The organism is Variovorax sp. Soil_C_12 (assembly GCF_057657375.1).
Map to the genome: position 1 here is coordinate 126,839 of NZ_JBDGIO010000005.1, position 21,490 is coordinate 148,328.

At 67.8% G+C, this 21,490-nt stretch carries 22 protein-coding genes and 2 pseudogenes; 7 read left to right on the plus strand and 17 right to left on the minus strand.

What is annotated here, in order from left to right:
* Window positions 1–44 precede the first annotated feature (44 nt).
* The 4 genes and pseudogenes from AC3A6X_RS15290 to AC3A6X_RS15305 all read left to right on the plus strand — a co-directional run bounded on the left by AC3A6X_RS15290 (window position 45) and on the right by AC3A6X_RS15305 (window position 3,973).
* Window positions 45–1,076, plus strand: a complete 1,032-nt coding sequence (locus AC3A6X_RS15290; RefSeq protein WP_487842985.1) for an aldo/keto reductase — start codon at window positions 45–47, stop codon at window positions 1,074–1,076.
* Window positions 1,077–1,291: 215 nt separating this feature from the next.
* Window positions 1,292–1,945: pseudogene (locus AC3A6X_RS15295) on the plus strand (winged helix-turn-helix domain-containing protein); the annotation flags it as partial.
* A gap of 177 nt (window positions 1,946–2,122) precedes the next feature.
* Window positions 2,123–3,100: an ATP-binding protein gene (locus tag AC3A6X_RS15300; protein WP_487843294.1), complete on the plus strand. Its 978-nt coding sequence runs from the start codon at window positions 2,123–2,125 to the stop codon at window positions 3,098–3,100.
* A 3-nt stretch (window positions 3,101–3,103) separates the two neighbouring features.
* Window positions 3,104–3,973 carry a glycosyltransferase gene (locus tag AC3A6X_RS15305; RefSeq protein WP_487842986.1) on the plus strand — a complete coding sequence of 290 codons (870 nt, stop codon included), beginning with the start codon at window positions 3,104–3,106 and terminating at the stop codon, window positions 3,971–3,973.
* 117 nt (window positions 3,974–4,090) lie between these two features.
* Here AC3A6X_RS15305 and AC3A6X_RS15310 read toward each other — a convergent pair whose 3' ends face one another.
* Genes AC3A6X_RS15310 through AC3A6X_RS15340 form a run of 7 tightly spaced genes read right to left on the minus strand, consistent with a single transcriptional unit; the run spans window position 4,091 to window position 9,873 of the window.
* On the minus strand, window positions 4,091–4,543 hold the full coding sequence (locus AC3A6X_RS15310) for a barstar family protein (protein WP_487842987.1): 453 nt from the start codon (window positions 4,541–4,543) through the stop codon (window positions 4,091–4,093).
* Window positions 4,544–6,940 carry an ATP-binding cassette domain-containing protein gene (locus tag AC3A6X_RS15315; protein WP_487842988.1) on the minus strand — a complete coding sequence of 799 codons (2,397 nt, stop codon included), beginning with the start codon at window positions 6,938–6,940 and terminating at the stop codon, window positions 4,544–4,546.
* Window positions 6,937–7,356 (minus strand): VOC family protein, encoded by a 420-nt coding sequence (locus tag AC3A6X_RS15320; protein ID WP_487842989.1) that lies wholly within the window; start codon window positions 7,354–7,356, stop codon window positions 6,937–6,939. The genes AC3A6X_RS15315 and AC3A6X_RS15320 overlap by 4 nt, the downstream gene beginning before the upstream one ends.
* A 42-nt stretch (window positions 7,357–7,398) precedes the next feature.
* Entirely contained in the window at window positions 7,399–7,842 is a 444-nt protein-coding gene (locus AC3A6X_RS15325) for a helix-turn-helix transcriptional regulator (protein ID WP_487842990.1), read from the minus strand.
* 51 nt (window positions 7,843–7,893) lie between these two features.
* The gene (locus AC3A6X_RS15330; protein ID WP_487842991.1) at window positions 7,894–8,028 is read right to left on the minus strand and encodes a hypothetical protein; all 135 of its coding nucleotides are present in this window, start codon (window positions 8,026–8,028) and stop codon (window positions 7,894–7,896) included.
* A 56-nt stretch (window positions 8,029–8,084) separates the two neighbouring features.
* Complete coding sequence (locus tag AC3A6X_RS15335; RefSeq protein ID WP_487842992.1) at window positions 8,085–8,474, minus strand: hypothetical protein; 390 nt, start codon at window positions 8,472–8,474, stop codon at window positions 8,085–8,087.
* Window positions 8,475–8,526: 52 nt separating this feature from the next.
* On the minus strand, window positions 8,527–9,873 hold the full coding sequence (locus AC3A6X_RS15340; protein ID WP_487842993.1) for a vanadium-dependent haloperoxidase: 1,347 nt from the start codon (window positions 9,871–9,873) through the stop codon (window positions 8,527–8,529).
* Between the two features lie 222 nt (window positions 9,874–10,095).
* On the opposite strand from AC3A6X_RS15340, the gene AC3A6X_RS15345 reads away from it, so the two are divergent.
* Together AC3A6X_RS15345 and AC3A6X_RS15350 are read left to right on the plus strand one after the other, a co-directional pair.
* On the plus strand, window positions 10,096–11,838 hold the full coding sequence (locus AC3A6X_RS15345) for a winged helix-turn-helix domain-containing tetratricopeptide repeat protein (RefSeq protein WP_487842994.1): 1,743 nt from the start codon (window positions 10,096–10,098) through the stop codon (window positions 11,836–11,838).
* A gap of 81 nt (window positions 11,839–11,919) precedes the next feature.
* Window positions 11,920–12,090 (plus strand): annotated as a pseudogene (locus AC3A6X_RS15350) (EscR/YscR/HrcR family type III secretion system export apparatus protein); the annotation flags it as partial.
* Between the two features lie 10 nt (window positions 12,091–12,100).
* On the opposite strand, the gene AC3A6X_RS15355 reads toward AC3A6X_RS15350, so the two are convergent.
* Window positions 12,101–12,511 carry a RidA family protein gene (locus AC3A6X_RS15355; protein ID WP_487842995.1) on the minus strand — a complete coding sequence of 137 codons (411 nt, stop codon included), beginning with the start codon at window positions 12,509–12,511 and terminating at the stop codon, window positions 12,101–12,103.
* Window positions 12,508–13,206 carry an FMN-dependent NADH-azoreductase gene (locus tag AC3A6X_RS15360; RefSeq protein ID WP_487842996.1) on the minus strand — a complete coding sequence of 233 codons (699 nt, stop codon included), beginning with the start codon at window positions 13,204–13,206 and terminating at the stop codon, window positions 12,508–12,510. Before AC3A6X_RS15360 ends, AC3A6X_RS15355 begins: the two co-directional genes overlap by 4 nt.
* A gap of 124 nt (window positions 13,207–13,330) precedes the next feature.
* Between AC3A6X_RS15360 and AC3A6X_RS15365 the strand changes: the two genes are divergently transcribed.
* Window positions 13,331–14,266, plus strand: a complete 936-nt coding sequence (locus tag AC3A6X_RS15365; RefSeq protein WP_487842997.1) for a LysR substrate-binding domain-containing protein — start codon at window positions 13,331–13,333, stop codon at window positions 14,264–14,266.
* Between the two features lie 73 nt (window positions 14,267–14,339).
* Here AC3A6X_RS15365 and AC3A6X_RS15370 read toward each other — a convergent pair whose 3' ends face one another.
* From AC3A6X_RS15370 to AC3A6X_RS15405, 8 genes are all read right to left on the minus strand, one after another.
* Complete coding sequence (locus AC3A6X_RS15370; protein WP_487842998.1) at window positions 14,340–14,699, minus strand: DUF1428 domain-containing protein; 360 nt, start codon at window positions 14,697–14,699, stop codon at window positions 14,340–14,342.
* Window positions 14,700–14,980: 281 nt separating this feature from the next.
* Entirely contained in the window at window positions 14,981–15,451 is a 471-nt protein-coding gene (locus AC3A6X_RS15375) for a hypothetical protein (RefSeq protein WP_487842999.1), read from the minus strand.
* Window positions 15,452–15,534: 83 nt separating this feature from the next.
* Window positions 15,535–16,443, minus strand: a complete 909-nt coding sequence (locus AC3A6X_RS15380; RefSeq protein ID WP_487843000.1) for an SDR family oxidoreductase — start codon at window positions 16,441–16,443, stop codon at window positions 15,535–15,537.
* Between the two features lie 106 nt (window positions 16,444–16,549).
* On the minus strand, window positions 16,550–17,488 hold the full coding sequence (locus AC3A6X_RS15385; RefSeq protein WP_487843001.1) for a glutathione S-transferase family protein: 939 nt from the start codon (window positions 17,486–17,488) through the stop codon (window positions 16,550–16,552).
* A 22-nt stretch (window positions 17,489–17,510) separates the two neighbouring features.
* Complete coding sequence (locus AC3A6X_RS15390; RefSeq protein WP_487843002.1) at window positions 17,511–19,151, minus strand: isovaleryl-CoA dehydrogenase; 1,641 nt, start codon at window positions 19,149–19,151, stop codon at window positions 17,511–17,513.
* Between the two features lie 25 nt (window positions 19,152–19,176).
* Window positions 19,177–20,193: an NADP-dependent oxidoreductase gene (locus AC3A6X_RS15395; protein ID WP_487843003.1), complete on the minus strand. Its 1,017-nt coding sequence runs from the start codon at window positions 20,191–20,193 to the stop codon at window positions 19,177–19,179.
* 12 nt (window positions 20,194–20,205) lie between these two features.
* Window positions 20,206–20,667, minus strand: a complete 462-nt coding sequence (locus AC3A6X_RS15400; protein WP_487843004.1) for a PaaI family thioesterase — start codon at window positions 20,665–20,667, stop codon at window positions 20,206–20,208.
* Between the two features lies 1 nt (window position 20,668).
* Entirely contained in the window at window positions 20,669–21,463 is a 795-nt protein-coding gene (locus AC3A6X_RS15405; RefSeq protein WP_487843005.1) for an SDR family oxidoreductase, read from the minus strand.
* Window positions 21,464–21,490: the final 27 nt, after the last annotated feature.

A 21,490-nucleotide genomic window follows, 5' to 3' on the forward strand; every position in this document is an offset into this window, starting at 1 on the left:
ATCGCTTCCTCATTCCTCAACCCGATTCGAACCAAGGACTCGTCATGGAACATCGCTACCTCGGCAACTCCGGCTTCAAGGTGCCGGCCCTCGGCTTCGGCGCCGGCACCTTCGGCGGCCAGGGGCCGCTCTTCAGCGCCTGGGGCAACACCGACGTCGACGGCGCACGCCGCATCGTCGACATCTGCCTCGACGCCGGCGTCAATCTCTTCGACAGCGCCGACGTGTACTCGAACGGCGCCTCCGAATCCATCCTCGGAGCGGCCGTCAAGGGCCGGCGCGACAAGGTGATCCTGTCGACCAAGATGTCGCTGCGCGCCGGCGACGGGCCCAACGACGTCGGTTCCTCGCGCCACCACCTGGTCGCGGCGACCGATGCCGCGCTCGAGCGCCTGGGCACCGACTACATCGACCTGCTGCAGCTGCACGCCTTCGACGCGATGACGCCGGTCGAGCAGGTGCTGCGCACCCTCGACGACCTGGTGCGCGCGGGCAAGGTGCGCTACATCGGCGTGTCGAACTTCTCGGGCTGGCAGCTGATGAAGTCGCTGGCCGCTTCCGACCGGCTGGGCCTGTCGCGCTACGTCGCCAACCAGACCTACTACTCCTTGATCGGCCGCGACTACGAATGGGAGCTGATGCCGCTGGCCATCGACCAGGGCGTGGGCGCGATCGTCTGGAGCCCGCTGGGCTGGGGCCGGCTCACGGGCAAGATCCGGCGTGGCCAGCCGCTGCCGGCCGGCAGCCGGCTGCACGACACCGCGGGCTTCGCGCCGCCGGTCGAGGAGGAGCGGCTCTATCGCGTGGTCGACGCCATGGACCAGGTGGCCGAGGAGACCGGCAAGACCTTGCCGCAGATCGCGCTCAACTGGCTGCTGCAGCGCCCCACCGTGGCCAGCGTGCTGATCGGCGCGCGCGACGAGGAACAGCTCAAGCACAATCTCGGCGCGCTGGGCTGGCAACTGACGGCCGAGCAGGTGAAGCGCCTCGATGCGGCCAGCGCCGTGACGCCGCCCTACCCCTACTACCCCTACTGGAACGGGCAGTTCTCGGAGCGCAGCCCGGTGGCCGTCTGAGCCTTTACGTGCTTGGGCGTGGCGGGGACGGCGACGAGCGCCCCGGTCCGGCGCACTGTTAAGGATGCGATAAGGACGGGTGTGCATCATGGCGGCCAACCGGACCTGAACACGCATGCCGAACCCCGACCACAAGCCCGTCACTGTCACCGAAACCCGGGCGCGAGCCGGAGGGCGATCGCTGAGCGGCCCTGCCGGATAGACAATCCCGCCCCATGCGCATCCTTCTCGCGGAAGACGACACCCTGCTCGGCGAAGGCCTTCGCGCCGGCCTCCAGCAACTCGGCTTTCAGGTCGACTGGGTCCACGACGGCATCGCCGCCGAACTCGAGCTGCGTGCAAACCCGTACGCGGCTTGCGTGCTCGACCTGAGCCTGCCTCTCAAGGACGGGCTGTCGGTGCTCACCGCCATTCGCGGAGCGGGCGTGACGCTGCCCGTGCTCGTGCTGACGGCGCGGGACGCGCTGCACGATCGGGTCCGCGGCCTCGATGCAGGCGCGGACGATTACGTGGTCAAGCCGGTGGACATGCGCGAGCTCGCGGCACGCCTGCGGGCGCTGGTGCGGCGCTCGCATGGCCAGCCGCAGGAATGCCTGATGGCCCGGGATGTGCTCCTGGACCCCGCCGCACGCGCGGTCCACAAGGCGGGCGAGCCGGTGCTGCTCTCGAGCCGGGAGTTCGACCTGCTGCACACGCTCATGCTGCACGCCGGCCGCGTCCTGTCGCGGGAGCAACTGGAGAAGCACCTCTACAGCTGGGGCCAGGAGGTGGAGAGCAACGCCATCGAGGTCCATGTCCATCGGCTGCGTCGCAAGCTGGGCAATGCGCTCATTCAAACCGTGCGCGGCGTCGGCTATGTGCTGATGCGCTCCTTCCGCTTCGCCGTGATCCGGGCCGCCTACTCGCTGCAGGGCCGCCTGGCAAGGCTGGTACTGGGCTTTGTGGTCGTGGCCTGGATCGGCACCGCGGTCATCACCTGGTTCGACGCGCGCCAAGAAGTGGAGAAAATTCTCGACAGCCATCTCGCGCAGGTGGCCGCGCTGGTCATGGCCCGGCAGGGCGGGTCCGGGAACGATCTCCAGGTCGACGTGCTCGCGTCGCATCGAAACGCCATCCTCTGGGCTGTTCTCCGGAGCACCTTGTGGCCCTTGTTCGCCGCCTTGCCGCTGCTGGTGCTGGCGGTGTGGTGGGCGGTGCACCGCGGACTGCGCCCGATGCGGCGGCTCGGGCGCTCGCTGCTGGAGCGCCGGCCCGATGTACTGGACCGCGTGCGCTTCGACGATGCGCCTTCCGAGATGGTGCCGATGATCGATGCGCTCAATGCCCTGTTCCGGCGCATCGAGTTCCTGCTGGAATCCGAGCGGCGCTTCACCTCCGACGCCGCCCATGAGCTGCGCACGCCCATCGCGGCGATCCGCGCGCATGCGCAGGTCGCGATGCAGGAGGCGGATGAAAAGCGCCGTTCCCGTGCGCTGCAAGGCACCCTCGATGGCTGCGACCGCGCCACGCGCCTGGTCGAGCAGTTGCTCACGCTTTCGCGCCTGGAAGCCGATGCCATGCCCGAAGACAAGGACGTGGACCTCGCCGCCCTCGCCCGCCGCGTGCTGGCCGACATCGCGCCGCGGGCACTTGCCAAGCGGCAGTCCCTTGAATTGAGCGATGGCCCATGCTGCATCATCCGCGGCGACGAGACGCTGCTGGCGGTGCTGGTTCGCAACCTCGTCGACAACGCCGTGCGCTACAGTCCGCGCTCGGCCCGCATCGAGGTGCGCGTTGCATGCGGCGCCTCGGGGGTTCGGCTCAGCGTGGAAGATGGCGGCCCCGGCCTGCGCGATTCAGACATGCGCCGCCTGGGCGAGCGCTTCTTCAGGGCCCTGGGCAACGCGGAAAGCGGCAGCGGCCTGGGCTTGTCGATTGCGCGCCGCATCGCTGCAGTGCATCGCATGGCGATCGACATCGGGCGCTCCCCGGCCCTGGGCGGACTCGCGGTCCATGTCCGCTGCATGCCTTCTCCGCCGAACTGAACCATGTCCGACACCCGAATTCCCTTCCACGTGACCCTGCTCAATGCGCAGCGCCGCCACATCCTGTGCATGAAGTGGGGCACCAAGTACGGCCCCGAGTACGTCAACCGCCTCTATGCCATGGTGCGCCGCCACCTGGGCAGCGGCTTCCGCTTCACCTGCCTGACGGACGACCCGCAGGGCATCCGCTCCGAGGTGGAGTGTCGGCCCATCCCCCCGCTCGACCTGCCCGAGGGCACGCCCGAGCGCGGCCCGACCAAGCTGGTCGGCTTCGCCGCCGATCTGTACGGCCTGCGCGGCACGGCGCTCTTCCTCGACCTGGACGTGGTGATCGTCGGCGGGCTCGATCCCTTCTTCGAGTATCCGGGCAAGTTCCTGGTCATCGAGGACTACAAGCGGCGGTGGCGGTGGCGGCGGCGCGTGACGGGCGATTTCTCAGTCTGCCGCTTCGAGATCGGTGCTCATCCGGATGTGCTCGAGCATTTCCGCAACAACGTCGCTGAAGTGAGCTCGACCTTCCGCAACGAGCAGGCCTACGTCTCGGACTTCCTGCACCGCCAGGGCAAGCTTGGGTACTGGCCGGCCGCTTGGTGCCCGAGCTTCAAGCACCACAGCATCCCGAGGTGGCCGAGCAACTACTGGCGCGCGCCCTTCGTGCCGTCGGGGGCGCGCGTGGTCTTTCAAGGCGAGTGCAACCCGCCGGGTGTGATCGCGGGGCGGCGCAATCGGAGCTTGCGCTTTGTCCACTCGGCGAGATGGGTGACTGAGTGCTGGAGGGAGTGGTTGGGGGTGGTTCAAGCTGTTCGGAGTGAGATTGCCCGCGGATTCGCACTGGGTGTGGGTTGGCGTCTTTCGCGCCGTAGTTCTTCATGAAGTACCCACTGAAGCACGATCCCAGTTCCGCAACGTCACTTGCTGCATGGTGTCGGATATCCCGCATGATCCGCGAGGCGCCATTCCCGGTGCCTTCCAGTTCCTCTAATGGCGCCTTCACGTGCGGGCAACAAGGCGGGCAATTGCTGCATTTGCATCGATCGGGAAGACAACTCGGAGTTCGTGATCAACGTATGACCATCCTGGCGGAGACTCGGTCGCATCTGGCTTGACGCCTTCTGCCCAATTGGCGAGCGCAGCTTGAAGTACTTCAAGATAGGTGCGGCACTCCGACTGCTTGTCACGTAATGGAAGGTCGCTGCGTACCACGACCACCTTCCTGTTGCTTATCCAACTGAGGTCGTGCAGGCAGTCCTGCAATGCATCCCAGTTGCCGCCGAAGTAGTCAGGGAAGCGGCCAGCGCTCGCCAGCGCCGCAAGCAGATCGTTCTTGGAGCAAATGCCAGCAGGAACTCTCAGGACGAAGTCCCCCTTTTCGCTCGCCTGCCTTCTGTCCGCCAGAGCGCCGCGGGTCAGCTCGAGCGTCAGCCGCCCAAGCTTTGCCAACACTCACCCGCCCACGTACGCCGCGAGGTGCTTGCCGGTAAGGGTGGAACGGGCCGCGACGAGATCCGCCGGCGTGCCCTCGAAGACGATCCGCCCGCCGTCGTGGCCGGCGCCGGGGCCCAGGTCGATGATCCAGTCGGCGCGCGCCATCACCGCCTGGTGGTGCTCGATGACGATGACCGACTTGCCTGAATCGACCAGCCGGTCGAGCAGGCCGAGCAGTTGCTCGACGTCCGCAAGGTGCAGGCCGCTGGTCGGCTCGTCGAGGACGTAGACGCCGCCCTTCTCGGCCATGTGCGTGGCCAGCTTGAGCCGCTGCCGCTCGCCGCCGGACAGCGTGGTGAGCGGCTGGCCGAGGCTGAGGTAGCCCAAGCCCACGTCGGCGAGCCGTTCGAGGATGGCGTGCGCGGCCGGCGTGTGCGCCTTGCCGCCGCCGAGGAAGGCCGTGGCCTCGGTCACCGACATCGCGAGCACCTCGCTGATGTCGCGGCCGCCGAGCTTGTGCTCCAGCACCGATGCCTGGTAACGCTTGCCCCCGCACTCCTCGCAGGGAGTTTCGACACCGGCCATGGGCCCCAGGTCGGTGTAGATCACGCCGGCGCCGTTGCAGTTCGGACAGGCGCCCTCGGAGTTGGCGCTGAAGAGCGCCGGCTTCACGCCATTGGCCTTCGCGAATGCGTTGCGGATCGGGTCGAGCAGCCCGGTGTAGGTGGCCGGATTGCTGCGTCGCGAGCCGCGGATCGCGCCCTGATCGACCGCCACGACGCCCGCGCCGGCGGGGATCGACCCATGCACCAGCGAGCTCTTGCCTGAGCCGGCCACGCCGGTGACGACGACCAGCACCCCGAGCGGGATGTCGACGTCGACCTCGCGCAGGTTGTGCGTCTTCGCGCCGCGGATCGGAAGCACACCCGTGGGCTTGCGCACCGTCTTCTTGAGCGCGGCCCGGTCGCCCAGATGGCGGCCGGTGATGGTGCCGCTGGCCACCAGCCCGCCGACGTTCCCCTCGAAGCAGACGGTGCCGCCGGCCGTGCCGGCGCCGGGACCGAGGTCGACGACGTGGTCGGCGACCGCGATCGTCTCCGGCTCGTGCTCCACCACGAGCACCGTGTTGCCCTTGTCCCGCAGCCGCAGCAGCAGCTCGTTCATCCGCTGGATGTCATGCGGATGCAGGCCCGTGGTCGGCTCATCGAAGACGTAGGTGACGTCGGTGAGCGAGGAGCCGAGGTGGCGGATCATCTTGACGCGCTGCGCCTCGCCGCCCGACAGCGTGCCCGACGGCCGGTCGAGCGAGAGGTAGCCCAGCCCGATTTCGACGAAGGAGTCGAGCGTGTGCGCCAGCGCGGCGACGAGCGGCGCCACCGAGGGCTCGTCGAGGCCGCGCACCCATCCGGCCAGATCGCTGATCTGCATCGAACACGCGTCGGCGATGCTGAGCTTTTTGATCTTCGAGGACCGGGCAGCCTCGCTGAGCCGGGTGCCGCCGCACTCGGGGCAGGTGCTGAAGGTCACCACCCGCTCCACGAAGGCGCGCACGTGCGGCTGCAGCGCATCGACGTCCTTCGACAGGAAGGACTTCTGGATCTGCGGGATGACGCCCTGGTAGGTCAGGTTGATGCCGTCGACCTTGATCTTCGTCGGCTCCTTGTGCAGCAGGTCGTGCAGCTCCCTCTTGGTGAACTTGCGGATCGGCTTGTCCGCATCGAAGAAGCCGCAGCCGCGGAAGATGCGGCCGTACCAGCCCTCCATGCTGTAGCCGGGGATGATGAGAGCGCCTTCGTTGAGCGACTTGCTGTCGTCGTACAGCGCCGCCAGGTCGAAGTCGGTGACCGCGCCCATGCCCTCGCAACGCGGGCACATGCCGCCGGTGCGGGAGAAGGTCTGCTTCACGGTCCTGGTCTTGCCTTCACCGCGTTCGACCGTGATCGCACCGCTTGCCCGCACCGAGGGCACGTTGAAGGCGAAGGCGCTGGGCGAGCCGATGTGCGGCTTGCCCAGCCGGCTGAAGAGGATGCGCAGCATCGCGTTGGCGTCGGTGGCGGTCCCGACCGTGGAGCGGGCGTCGGCTCCCATGCGCTGCTGGTCGACGATGATCGCGGTCGTCAGCCCTTCCATCACGTCGACCTCGGGCCGCGCCAGCGTCGGCATGAAGCCCTGCACGAAGCTGCTGTAGGTCTCGTTGATCAGCCGCTGCGACTCCGCGGCGATCGTGCCGAACACCAGCGAGCTCTTGCCCGAGCCGGAGACGCCGGTGAACACCGTCAGCCGGCGCTTCGGCAGCTCGATGCTGACGTCCTTGAGGTTGTTCACCCGCGCGCCGTGCACGCGGATCCGGTCGTGGCTGTCGGCAGCGGGCGGCGGCGCCGGCGATTTCTTGTCCGTCTTCGTGGCTCTGTTCATCGTGTCTGACGCAGCTCCTGGAGGCGGATCAGGTTGCCCGCAGGATCGCGGAAGGCGCAGTCGCGCACGCCGTAAGGCTGCTCGGTCGGCTCCTGCACGACTTCGGCACCGCTGGCCTGCAGCCGCTCGAAAGTGCCGGCTAGATCCTTGGTGGCCAGCAGGAGCATGGCGTAGGTGCCCTTGGCCATCATTTCGGCGATGGTGCGGCGCTCGTCGTCGGTGAGGCCGGGAGTGGCGGCCGGCGGATTCAGCACGATCGATGTGCCGGGCTGCCCGGCAGGGCCGACCGTGATCCAGCGCATTCCGCCGTATCCGACGTCGTTGCGCACCTCGAAGCCGAGGGTGTCGCGGTAGAAGGCCAGCGCTGCTTCCGGGTCGTTGTGCGGAAGGAAGCTCGCGTGAATGGTGATGTCCATGGCGGTCAATCGAAGTGAATGAGGGTGTCGATGGCGGGCAGTCTATTGCGGCTCGGAGACCGGCGCTTCTCGATTCCTGATCGGTCGCGTGAACTGCTTCGCCACGCAGGACAGCATCCCCGCGGTCGCGCCCGCGGCCTGGCGGCGGTAGGTGCTGGGTGGCACGCCGACCAGCTCGGTGAAGCGGGTGCTGAAGGTGCCCAGCGACCCGCAGCCGACCTCGAAGCACACCTCGGTGACGCTGAGATCGCCACGGCGCAGCAACGCCATCGCGCGCTCGATGCGGCGCGTCATCAGGTAGCTGTAGGGCGACTCGCCGTAGGCGAGCCGGAACTCGCGGCTGAGGTGCCCGGCCGACATGTTCGCGCCGCGGGCGAGCGCCTCGACGTCCAGCGGCTGCGCGTACTCCCGGTCGATCCGGTCGCGAACGCGGCGCAGGCGCGCGAGGTCACGCAGGTTCTGCGCTTCGGTGGATCTGCTGGTCATCGCGCGATCGTGCCACGCCGAACCGGCGTACTCAATCATCGCGCCGTCTCGCTAGCCGACCCGGATCTTCCAGCCGTCGATCAGCGTGTCGGGATCGCCTTCGACGTTCGTCACGATGCCGTCCATCAGCCGCTTGTCGAAGCGCGGGTTGAGGTTGAAGAGCTGCGACAGCGCCTCGCTCGTCACATGGTTTTCGCCGCCCTGCTCCCGCGCCTCGGGCAGCGCCGGCGCGCTCCCTCGGCCTACTCGAACTCGATCTCGGCCACCAGCGGCGAATCAGGATCCTTGCTGATCGCGTTGGCGAGCGCACCGCCCTGACGAAACCAATAGCGGCACCCCGTGCGGGCGAGCATCGTCACGCACATCAAGCCATCGGCTCGAACGATCCAGGTCCCGGAAGCGTTGCCCGGGCCTCTCTTGTTGGCGAACTCGACGCTGCCGTTCGGCAGAAAGACCCAGTGCGACACCATGCCGGTCGACAGGTTCCTCGACTCGAGGCCCTTGCCGATGAGAACGCGCTCGATGTCCGCCTTGCTGAGATAGATGCGCTCTTCCGCAGCCGTCACCGGACCGGTCGGCGGGAAGAGTCCCATCCAGCTGAAAAGCATCGAGACGAAGACGCGTGCGTGCATCGTTCACTCCAACCCATCGCATGTGTGGCTGGCTCCGCTGGCCCAAGCCTGCTCATCGCGCCAGGAAGTTGCGTTGCAACACCCACCGGGCCACGTGGGTTCCGAGCTCCGCGCCACGAAGCGTCGAATTTCGAAAATGCATGCCACCGTAGACGCGGGCGTCGCAGACCTCGTCCACCATGGCCTTCGTCGTCTTGAAACTGCGCGTGGTGCCGGTCACCGTGCTGTCGAGGGTGAATTCGACCTGGTCGGTGCGGTAGTAGGTCTTGAGCGTTTCGGCCATCGCCGCCGTGATGCAGCCGTGGGCCGCGGGGTATTCCGGGTGATTGGGGGTCGGCACCACGGGCGTCCATGTGGCGTCGGCCGGCGTGGCCGCGTTGCCGTCCGTTTCGGCCAGCGGGATGGCGCTTTGCGGCCGCCAGAATTCATAGTGGTACTTCGACTCGAAGCAGGCGATGCCTGCATCGGCCTCGACCGTGAAGAGCATGGCCATCAGCCGCGCCTGATCGACCAGGCTGGCGTCGCTCATGGCAAACCGGCGCAAGTTGCGCTGCCAATAGCGTGGCGGGGCCTCCGTGTAGAACCTGGCGATCTCGAGCTGGGCGTCGGTGCGCGAGCTGCCGACGGCGGCGCCCAGCAGGCGCGATTCATTGAAATCGATGGCGTAGGTCTCGCTGTCGAGCGCAGGCGGCGAAGGCGTGCGGAACTGCGAGGCACTGGTTATCGCAAACGGCTTGATGAACGGCGCGTTGCGGTTGATCGGGTTCACGCCCCGAAAGCGCCCCGGTTCCGTGCCGGGCACATAGGGCGCCAGCGCCACCGAGCGACCGTCGTCGCCACGCAAAGCAAGCATGGCACTCGCCGCTCCCGTGCCCACTGCGACGCCCTCGGACTTGGCCGCGTCGTCAGGGATCGACGCCAGGAAGCTGTCGTAGGGAGCCTGATATCGGGCCGACCGATTCGGGAACATTCCCTTCAACACGCCATGGGCCGCCGCGCCGATCGCTGCCTGCTGGGACGCATCTGCGTTGGAAGCGGTTTGCGTCAGGCCCCCGTACGGCTGATATTGCCCGGTGATCGCGGCGAGTGCGTTGTAGATGGCCAGATGGACGACGGCGAGGTCCACTGCATCGGACGGCCGTTGTTCGGCCGGTGACCCCGTGGCAGCAGCGGGGAGGTTGACGGTGTCGCTCGCCACCTCGTTCCAGTAGGTCACCGCGTTGGGTCCCGTGACATTGACCTTGACGGGTGGCACGGCGGAGAAACCCACGCCCCCGCCGACTGAGCCACTGCTGCCCCCGCCTCCACCGCCGCAAGCCGGGACCACGGCCAGGATGGCGGCCAGCGCGCCGGCCAGCCCGCCCGTCAAGTGTTTGTTCATGGACTGCTCCTTCGTCATCAGGGTGCTGCTGGTCGGACCGCGCGAAATTGAGCGGGCGCCGTCGAGTCACCATAGGCGCGGCGGGCGCAATCATCACGATCGAACCCCGATGAACAGGCGATGAATCTCCGAGGATGCGAGGTCTTGAAGCCTTCCACGTCGTCGCAAACGGGAGGAGAATGCCCTGGCGGATCGCCGCCCCGAAGTGCCGGGCGCCTGCGTTGCGTGAAGGGCGGGTCCATGAACGACGGGCAATCGAGCATCCATGAGCGAGTCCCGACCGCGCCCACACCATCGCGCGCTCGAGTCGGGATTCCGGCGGTCGTGCAATTCGTCGACTTCGAGTTCGATTTCGAGCGCGATCAGCTGCGACGGAACGGCTCGCCGATACCGCTCAGCCCCAAGCCAAGCGCGCTGCTGCGCTATTTCCTGGCCAATCCCCAACGCCTCATCAGCCGGGCCGAACTGATGGAGAGCCTGTGGGCGGACGTCGTGGTGACGAACGACTCGCTCGTGCAGTGCGTCGGCGACCTGCGAAGCCGGCTGAGCGATCAAGGCGCGAGGTTGATCACCACGCTGCCGCGGCGCGGTTACATGTTCGAGGCAGACGTTCGGCCTGTCGGTCCGAGCGAGGCTGGCCATTTCGCGCCAACGACAGGCACGCCAGTGGCGGCGCCGACTGTGCCGGCAGCATCACCCACGCGTCATGGCAAGCGCGGCCTTGCTGCAGCCGTCGCGCTGGCGGCGTTCGTGATCGCTGGCGCAGCCCTCTATGTCGGATCGGCGTCGCCGCCGGCGCCGCTTCGCATCGACGAAGAGATCGCCAGGCGCAATTCCATTGTCCTGATCCCGTTCCAGGACATCGGCACCCTCCCCGCCCCTGCGAATATCCGGAACGGACTCGTGGATGAGATTGCCGCCCAGCTCTCAGAGCGGCAGAGCACGATGGTCATTCGCTCGGAATCGGCTGCCGGCGCGCGCTACGCGATGAGCGGCCGTATTGCTGCGCGCGACGGCGGCGTCGCGATCGACACGCAGGTCAAGACGATTCCCGAGGGAAACATCGTCTGGTCGGAGCACTTCGAGTATGCCGATGCGAATGATCCGGCGCTGAACGTCGACGTCGCTCTTCGTGCCGTCAGCAGCCTCAGGCTGCGTCAGTCGGAGATGCACAAGGCGAGGGTGAGTCGGCCCGGCTACCAGTTCGACCCTGTGGACCTTGCGCTGTCGGGATGGGAGGACATCGACCGGCGCCAGTCCATGGAAGACGTCAAGCGAGGTCGGGAGCGTTTCGAGGCCGCCTTGCGCGCCGATCCGAATTCCGTGGTCGCACTGACCGGCCTGGGTGCCGCGCTCATGTCCGAGCGCTTTGGCCATTCCGGCGAGGCTCCGCCTGAAGATATTGCCGCTTCGGAACGCGTTGCGGGGCGCGCTCTGGCCATTGCACCGAACAACACGGTCGCGCTCATCAACTGGGCCAATGTGCTGCTGTTTCGCGGCCAGCCGGACGTGGCGCTGCCTGTCTACGAGAAGGCGATGCTGCGCTCGCCCTCCAACCCGAACGCGCGCCTGAGGTATGCGACGGCATTGCAACTCAACGGCCGTGCTGCGGAGATGCAGCCCCACATCGACAGTGCCATGCGGATAGGATACCGGGACTCGCGGATCATGGCCTCGGCCTACTTCGTGGCGTCGAACGCAGCCTTCACGCTCGAAGACGACGAAAAAGCCTACGCGCTGGCACGACGATCCTTGGCGGAAAGGCCGAACTTCGGACTCTCCTATGCCTCGCTGGCGTCGATCGACGCGCTGCACGGCCGCCAGGCGGATGCTGAGAGGAACATGGCGGAGCACCGCAAGCTGATGCCGCACAACACGATCGAGCGGTACGTCACCAACAATCCTGCCGGCGCCGACGCCTACCTGGCCAGCCGCAACAGGTTCGTCGCAGGCCTGCGCGCGGCAGGCCTGCCGGAGCGATAGCGTCGCCTTCACGGAGCTGCGCGAGCGCCGCGTCGTAGCCCATGCCGTCGCGCTCGTCCTTGGCTTCGGCCATGCGGCTGAATCTACCTGGTGTTCGTGGTGGTGGACCTGATCGTCGCCACCGTGCTGCTGGCGCTGGGGATGTCGATGATTGCGCCGACGACGATTTCATTGCCGTTCAAGCTGTTGCTGTTCGTGATGCTGGATGGGTGGACACGGCTGGTGCATGGGTTGGTGTTGTCGTATCGGTGACGGACCGGCCCTAGGCAAGCACCACAGCCGTCGCCTCGACCTCGAACAGCATCCCATCCAGCGCCAGCCGCGGCACCGGCACCAGCGTGCATGCCGGCTTTGGCGCATCGCCCCAGATACGGTCGAGTTCCGCTCCGATCACCTGCAGCCGCTCTTCGCTGTGGTCCACCACCAGCACCAGCAGCCGCGCCACATCCGCTGGCTCGGCTCCGACGGACGCGAGCGCGACGCGCATGTTCGAGAGGGCCTGCCGCACTTGCGTGTCGAAATCGGGTGGCAACTGCCCGTCCCTCGCCTCGCCGCCCTGCCCCGACACGAGCACGAACCGGCGTCCCGGCGGGACGTCCGCGAGGTGCGAGTAACCATTGGGGCCCGGGTCGTAGAGGCCGGACGGATTGACGAGTTGAAAAGAGGTTTTCATGCGTTTTCCATGATGAGTTGAACATGCTGGGCCGAGAGCTGGTCGACCAGGCGATCGACCGCACACTCGGCCTGCACCAGCGACTGTGCCAGCATCTCGCCGCCGAACTCGTCGTATTCGACCGCGAGTTCATGCACCTCCATGATGCCCATGTAGCCGAACACCGAGCGCACGCTGGCCTCCGTGTGGTTGAGATGCGCGATGCGCTCGCCCTTGCCGTAGCCGAAGTCGCCGCGCGAACCCAGCAGCACCAGGCGCTTGCCCGCATCGGCCAGCAGCGGCCAGTACGGCACCTCGCCGCGCGCACGGTCGAAGCCGAAGGTGCGGCCCACGCGCACGATGTTGTCGATGTAGGCCTTGAACTGCGCGGGCACGCCGAAGTTGTACATCGGCAAGCCCACCACGATCAGGTCGGCCGCGATCAATTGGTCGACGAGACGATCGCTCTCGGCCAGCGCCTCGCGCATCCACGGCTCGCGCGCGGCCGGCGGCGTGAAGGCGGCGTGGATCCATGCGCCCGTCACGTGCGAGGGCGGCCGGGCGCCGACGTCGAGGTAGTCGATGCGGTCCTGCGGGCGTGCCGCACGCCAGCGCTCGACGAAGCGCGCCGACAGCCGGCGCGTGTGGGAACCATGGGGGTCGATGCCCGAGCGGCCCGGCCGGGCGCTGGCGTCGATGTGCAGAAGCGTGCTCATGAAGAAGGCTTTCCTTGGAATCGATGGATGAATCTGGCTTGTGTGTCGTACCCTCGGGCGACACCCATGCCTGCATCGAATCTAGAGCTGCTCGCGTTGCGCCGCAAATGACGATTTCTCCCCGATGAATGAGTTCAACTCACCCATCCGGCCGCCTCGCCGGCTACCGCCCCTGTCCGCGCTGCGCGCCTTCGAGGCGGCCGCGGCGCATGCCAGCTTCCAGCGCGCCGCGGCCGAGCTCTCGGTCACGCCCACCGCCATCAGCCACCAGGTGCGCGGCCTCGAAGGCATGCTGGGCCAGCCGCTGTTCCGGCGCCTGACGCGCCAGCTGGCACTGACGCCCGCGGGCCTGCGCCTGTTCCATGCGCTGCGCGAAGGCTTCGACACGCTGGAAGCCGGCGTGCAGGCCTTGCGCGCGCGGGCCGAGGGCGAGACGGTCACGCTCACGGCCAACACCGCCTTCGTCGCCAAGTGGGTGCTGCCGCGCATCGCGGCCTTTCGCAGCGCCTGCCCCGGCATCGAGCTGCGGCTGCATGCGAGCGATACGCTGGTCGACCTGGCACGCGGCGAGGCGGACCTCGCGATCCGCTCCGGCCGGGGCGACTGGCCCGGCCTCGCGACGGCGGAGCTGATGGCCGAACGCTATGCGCCCCTGTGCAGTCCTGCGCTTGGCCTGAAGCGCGCGCGGGACCTGCTGCAGCACCGCCTGATCCATTGCGACTGGCAGCCGAATGCGAGTGCGCCCGCGCAATGGCCGCGCTGGTTCTCGGAAGCAGGCCTGGCCATGCCGAAGCGCCGCTCGCGTGCGGCGGCCACCGGCCTCAGCTTCTCGGACGAGACGCACGCGATGTTCGCCACGCTCGCGGGCCATGGCGTCGCATTGCTGAGCCTCACGCTCGCGGCCGAGGAGCTGCGCAGCGGCGCGCTGGTGCAGCCCTTCGGCCCGGCGCTCGACACCGGCCGCTATTTCCTGGCCACGGCCAGAGGCCGCGAGCGCGAGCCGGGGATACGGGCCGTGTGGGAGTGGATCGCGGCGCAGGCCGGCCAAGCCCGGGCATGAGCCGCACGGCCGCTCCGAAGGCGAATAGCACCGCAGCCGAAGGCGAAGGTACTCCAGTGAGCCGCGCGCGGCGTCAGACCGAGACCAGCGTCTCGAAGCCGCCCCAGAACATGCGCTTGCCGTCGAAGGGCAAGGTCTTGGGGTCCATCATGTCGGCCAGGCGCGGATCGCTCATCACCTTGGCATTGACCTCGTCCCGGTGCGCGCGCGATTCGTACACGATGTACGAGAAGACGACGAGTTCGTCCTCCTTCAGATTCACGGCCTGCGGAAAGGACGTCACCTCGCCGGACTTCACGTCGTCGGCCACGCACTCGCGGTACTCGAGGGCGCCGTGCTCGCGCCAGATCTTGCCCGCCTTGGTGGCCATCTCGCGGTACTGCTCGATGTTGCGCTTGGGGACCGGAAGAACATATCCGTCGATGTAAGCCATGCAGATCTCCTTGGGCTGGTTTGAAGGCAAACGGGAAGGCAGTCAAGACAGCGTAGTGCCTGCCGGCACTATCGCAAGTGCCGGCACAGAAGCCCTGACGGCACCTCGCCCTTCCTCGCCCTTGTGCGACATTCCTCGGAAATGTCCCCGCGGAAGGTGGACAAGCTTGTGGAAAACTCCGGGAGCAACTCCCCGAAGCCTTGTCGCACAAGGCCTGCCGCCGGATTGCCTGTTGAAGAAGCAGTGGGTTACAACCGAATGCAACAGGTACAACGAAGGGTTTAGTTCTCGCGGAGCCAGGCCTCGGCGCAGGCCTCGAACAGGGGGATGCTCTGGTCGACTTCGTCGTGCAGGAAACGGCGCGCACCCTCCCGCGCATGGCCGTCGAGGGCCAGCCAGGCCTCCCAGAGGCGGCTGTCGGCGGGCGGCGGGGTCGCCTCCCAGACGAGGGCGACGATGGGCAACGTCTCCGCCGGCGGCAGGTCGGACCAGATGATTCCGAGCTTCGACAGCAGGCCCGGCTCTTCGCCGAGCTCGATGCCGGTGCGGACGTGGCCGTCCTCTTCGACGATCACCGGACTGAGGCCGCCGGAGAGGATGACGCTCAACAGCTCGGCGGGACCCGCGTGGCGGATCCATTCGTCGGCGCGGCGTGCCAGCTGGGCCCCGAGATCGGCTTTGGTCAGTTGGGCGTGCACGGGGCCGTAGTCGCGCCGCGCCGCTTCGGGCGTTGCGTAGGCTTGGTTCAGCATCGAGCCAGTGTCCCCAAAGCAGGCGCACTGTCTGCCAGCGAAGACCTACGCGGGGGCCCTCCCGAGTCCGACCCGGCCCGGGTTCAGTCCGCGCCGCGCAGCTGGGCGCGCAGCCGCGCGCCGATCTCGGGCCGCTCCAGGAAGGGATCGGCCGGATTGGTGAGGGAGACGATGTTCTCCATGCGGCTCCTCACGTTGCCCAGCGCCTTGGGATGGCTGAACACGTAGAACTGGTTGGCGCTGATCGCTTCGAAGACTTGGTTCGCCACCTCGACGGCCGTGACCTTGCCGCTGCTCACCGCCTTGTTGCTCATGGCCTGGCCGATCAGCTGGCTCCGGGTGGGCTTGTCGGCCGCCAGCGCGCCGGGCCGGTTGCGCTCGCTGTTGGTGATGCCGGTGGGCACGAAGTACGGACACAGCAGGCTCGCGCCGACCTGGTCGGTGATGAGCTTGAGGTCCTGGTAGAGGGTTTCGGTGAGGCTCACGACCGCCGCCTTGGCGGTGTTGTAGATGCCCATGTTGGGCGGGGTGAGCAGGCCCGCCATGCTGGCGGTGTTGACGATGTGGCCGCGCCAGGCCGGGTCCTGGGCGGCCGCTTCGAGCATCATCGGCGTGAACAGGCGCACGCCGTGGATCACGCCCCAGAGGTCGACGCCGAGCACCCATTCCCAGTCGGCGACGGTGTTCTCCCAGACCAGCCCGCCGGCACCCACGCCCGCGTTGTTGAAGACGAAATGCGGCGCGCCGAAGCGCTCCTTCACGTCTTTTGCGAGCTGTTCCATCTGGCCCGCGTCGGCCACGTCGACCTTGCGCGCCAGGACCTGGGCACCGGCCGCCTCCATCTCGGCGCGCGCCTTGTCCAGCGCGTCCTGCTGCACGTCGACCAGCACCAGGTTCATGCCGCGCGCCGCGCCGATGCGCGCGCATTCGAGGCCGAAGCCGGAGGCGGCGCCGGTGAGAACGGCGGTGGTGCCGTGGAAGTCCTGGATCATTGGGGGTCCTTGTTTGCGGAGGAAGAAGACAACCAAAATTCTGGCTGTGCTTGCGCGACTTCTGCGTAACCTCTGCGACTTCTGCGTTCAGTCCCCGCCTTCACGTTCAGGCTTCGACCTTGCGCATGGTGTAGCCAATGCGCGGGAAGTGCACATGCACCGTACCCGCCCGCGGGTCGGTGCGGCGCAGCGTGTAGTGCGTGCGGGTCGCGGCCATCAGTTCGCCTTCGGAGGGCTCGGGGCCGAAGCTCTCGGCAGCGACCGTGACGCGCGTGCCCAGCGGGATGCCGTGCTCGTCCTGGAAGGTGCTGTCGGACAGCAGCGTGTGCGGCGTGTTGGCGGCAGCCACCGCGATGGCCTGGGCGGCGTCGAAGGTCTCCATCGTGCCGTGGCCGATGGCGGCCATGCGGTCCATCCAGTCGGTCACCGCCGGCGTGATCTGCAGGATGCCGGCCATCGAGGGCGTGCGCTTGCGGGTGAACCACAGCGCGTGGTAGCAGGCGAAGTCGGCCACGGTGGGATAGGCGCCGACCAGGTAATCGGTGTCGTCGAGCATGTCGGACATCCGCCGCAGGTAGGACTTGTAGGCCGCCGCGGCATCGCCGGGCCGGTGCCGCACCATGTTGACGCTCATGGCCTTGCGGTCCTCGCCGAAGGCCTTCGCGGCCTCGGGCGGCGCCTTGGCGAAGAGGTCGGCGGTGCCCTTGCCGCTGATGCTGTAGGCCATCGAGGCCCAGAAGAGCGTGGTGTCGCCCCACTGCGCGACGACGCGCTCCAAGCCCTTGCCCGGCTCGGGGTACAGCGAGGGCAGCGGCGCCACGTGCTCCAGCACGTCGCAGATGAGCGAGGTGTCGCAGTAGATGTCGGCGCCGATCTGCAGCACCGGCGTGCGGCGGTAGCCGCCGGTGAGCGCGACCAGGTCGGGCTTGGGCGCGATGTTCGGAATGATCACGGACTTCCAGGCCAGCTTCTTGTAGCCGAGCACGAGGCGCAGCTTCTCGGAGAAGGGCGAGGTGGCGTAGTGGTGGAGGATCAGGTCTGGCATGGTTCTTCTTGCTTCCTTGCGCTCACCGGGGCTGGGCACGCGCGATGATGGAATCGAAATCGGTGCCGGCGCCCAGGGTGCCGAAAGCCTGGCCCCAGTCGCCGCCGAGGCGGGAGGTGCAGAAGGCGCCCGCGACCGCGGGCGGTGCGGTCTGCACCAGCAGCGCGGCCTGCACGGCCAGCGCCACGTCCTGCGCGAGGCGGCGCGCCTCGGCTTCGGTGGCCATGGCCTCGATGCGCGCCGGAAGCGCGTCGGCCAGGCGGTCGAGCGCCACGTCGCTGCCGCGAACCGGCTTCAGTTCCTGCGCCAGCGCGGCGACGGCATCGCCCTTGCGCAGGCCGCGCAGCAGGTCGAGCGCCATGATGTTGCCGGCGCCTTCCCAGATGGAGTTGAGCGGCATCTCGCGGTAGATGCGCGCCATCACGCCCTCGCCGCCCTCCTCGACGTAGCCGTTGCCGCCGAGGCATTCCATCGCCTCCTGGGCGAAGTGGCTGCCGCGCTTGCAGATCCAGAACTTGGCCACCGGCGTGAGCAGGCGCGCCATCAGGCGCTCGTGCGCGTCCTGCGGGCGATCGAAGGCGCGCGCCAGGCGGATCGCCAGCGCGGTGGCCGCTTCGCTTTCGAGCGCGAGGTCGGCCAGCACGTTCTTCATCAGCGGCTGCTCGATGAGCGGCCTGCCGAAGGCCTGCCGCTGGGACGTATGGTTCAACGCGAGGCTGAGCGCCTGGCGCATCAGGCCGCTGGTGCCCAGCGCGCAGTCCAGGCGCGTCATGGTGCCCATCTCGAGGATCTGCGGGATGCCGCGGCCCTCCTCGCCCACCAGCCAGGCGCTGGCACCGTGGAACTCGACCTCGGAGCTGGCGTTGGCCTTGTTGCCCAGCTTGTCCTTCAGGCGCTGGATGCGGATCGCATTGCGGCTGCCATCGTCCAGCACGCGCGGCAGGAAGAAGCAGCTCAGGCCCGCCGGGGCCTGCGCCAGCACCAGGAAGGCATCGCACATCGGAGCCGAGAAGAACCACTTGTGGCCGGTGATCTCGTAGCGCTCGCCCCAGGCGTCGCTGCCGGCGCGCACGGCGCGGGTGGTGTTGGCCCGCACGTCGGAGCCGCCCTGCTTCTCGGTCATGCCCATGCCCATGGTCACACCGGGCTTGTCGCGCCAGGGCTTCAAGGCCGGGTCGTACCAGAGGCTCGCGAGCTTGGGGCCCCAGTCGGCATGGAGGGCCGCGTTGCCGCGCAGGGCGGGCGTGACGGCGTAGCTCATGGAGATGGGGCAGAGGATGGAGGGCTCGAGCTCGGTGAAGAGCATGAAGCCGGCAGCGCGCTGGACGTGGGGCGAAGCCGATTCGCCCGTCCACGGCGTGCCATGCAGGCCCGCCCCTACCGCCGCCTTCATCAACGCGTGGTAGCTCGGATGAAACTCCACCTCGTCGACGCGCCGCCCGAATCGATCGTGCGTGTGCAGCACCGGCGGGTTGGTGTTTGCGAGCCGCGCATGGACCTGCATCTCGGCCGAGCCGAGCACACCGCCCAGATGTTCGAGCGGCGAAAGCTGCAGCTGCGGCGCGTTGAATTTCAGCGCGTCGCGCAACGGCCGGTTGGTGTCGAACAGCTTGTAATCGGCCAGCGGCTCCGGCTGGTTGAAGACCTCGTGCGTCGCGTCCATCACGGCCTCCTTGCGCGCGTGAAGCCTAGATCAGCTTCACCAGTTGCTTGCCGAAATTCTTGCCCTTGAGCAGCCCCAGGAAGGCCTCCGGCGCCGACTCGATGCCCTGCGCGACCGACTCGCGCGGCTTGAGCTTGCCGCTCGCGACCAGCTGGCCCAGCTCGGCCAGTGCCTCGGGCCAGACTTCCATGTGCTCGCTGACGATAAAGCCCTCGAGCTTGATCCGGTTGATGAGGAACAGCGCCGGGTTGGCCAGCGGCAGCGGCTGCCCGTCGTAGCCGGCGATCATGCCGCACAGCGCGATGCGCGCGAAAGCATTGGCGCGCAGCAGCACCGCGTCGAAGATGTAGCCGCCGACGTTCTCGAAATAGCCGTCGATGCCGCCGGGGCAGGCCTCCTTGAGCGCGGCGCTCATGCTCTTGACGTCGGGGTGCTGCCGGTAGTCGATGCAGGCGTCGAAGCCCAGTTCGTCCTTCACGTACTTGCACTTGTCCGCGCCGCCCGCGATGCCGACCACCCGGCAGCCGCGCGCCTTGGCCAGCGCGCCAAAGGCACTGCCGACCGCTCCGGCGGCGGCGGTGACCACGAGCGTCTCGCCGGCCTTCGGGGCGATGATCTTCACCAGCCCGTACCAGGCCGTCACGCCCGGCATGCCGACGGCGCCGAGGTAGTGCGACAGCGGCACATGGGTGGTGTCCACCTTCTTCAGCGCGCCCGGCTGCGAGGCATCGACCACGCTGTATTCCTGCCAGCCGCCGAAGCCGACCACCTTGTCGCCGACGGCGTACTTGGGGTGCCGGCTCTCCACCACCTCGCCGGCGGTGCCGCCCTGCATCACCTGGCCCAAGGGCTGCGGCTGGGCATAGCTCTTGGCGTCGTTCATGCGCCCGCGCATGTACGGGTCCAGGCTCATGTAGTGGTGGCGCACCAGGACCTGGTTCTCCTTCAGCGGCGGCGTTTCCGCACTGACGAGCTTGAAGTTGGAGGCGACGGCTTCGCCCTCGGGGCGGTTGTCGAGCAGTTGCTGGCGATTGGTGGGCATGTTGACTATCTCTTAATCGGTGGACGGCGGACGCATGGCGTTCGCGCTGCCGGGGCCGGTGGGAAGGCGCCGCTTCACGTACTTGAAGGTGCCGGTGGCATGGGCGCAGACGCGCGCCTGTTCATCGTAGATCGTGGCTTCGGTGAAGGCCAGCGTGGCGGTGCGGTGCACCAGCCGGCCGCGTGCATGCAGGGGGCCGACCGAGGGCCGCATGAAGGTGGTCTTCATCTCGATGGTGACGGCGCCGAGCTCCGGCGTCTGGCTGCGCGCGGCAGCGGCCATGGCGATGTCCAGCAGGGTCATGCAGGCGCCGCCGTGGGTCACGTCGAAGGTGTTGAGATGCTCGGGCCTTGCCGTGTAGCGGATCTCTGATTCGCCGCCCTCGAACTTCGTCAGCTCGAAGCCCAGGTGGCGCGCGAACGGAATCTGGCTCGCGTAGGAGCGGATGTTGATGTCGTCGGACCCGAAGGCCATCTCAGGCCCCGAGCACCACGCTCACGCCGCCGTCCACGGCCAGCCACTGGCCGGTGATGTGCTTGCCGGCATCGCTCGCGTACAGCAGGGTGATGCCCTTGAGGTCTTCCTCGTCGCCCAGCCGGCCCAGCGGGGCATGCGAGGCCATCTTCTCCTCGCCCATGGACTTGATCAGGCCGGCCGCCATCTTGGTCATGAAGAAGCCCGGGCAGATCGCATTGACGTTGATGTTGTAGCGGCCCCATTCGGCCGCCAGCGTGTGCGTGAAGCCGATCACCGCGCTCTTGGAGGTGTTGTAGGCGAGGGTCTGCATCTCGGGCGGGTTGCCGTTCAGGCCCGCGATGGAGGCGATGTTGATGATGCGCCCGCTCTTCTTCGGGATCATGTAGCCGCGCGCGATCTGCTGCGCGAGGATGAAGTAGCCGCGGACGTTGAGATTCATCACCTTGTCCCAGGCCTCCACGGGGTGGTCCTCGGCCGGCGCGCCCCAGCTGGCGCCCGCGTTGTTGACCAGGATGTCGACCGCGCCCATGCGCTCCAGGGTCTCGTCGGCGAGGCGCCGCGTGTCTTCTTCCTTCGAGCAGTCGGCGGCGATCCAGCGGGCGTCGATGCCGGCCGCCTGCAGCTCGGCCGCGGCCTGCTCCAGGTCCTCGGCCTTGCGCGAGCTCAGCATGACCTTTGCGCCGGCCTCGCCCAGCGCATGGGCCATCTGCAGGCCCAGGCCGCGCGAGCCGCCGGTGACCAGGGCGGTCTTGCCGCTCAGGTCGAACAGTTTCTGGATGCTTCGTGCGCTCATGGTCTTGTCTCCGGGTTCAGGGGGTTC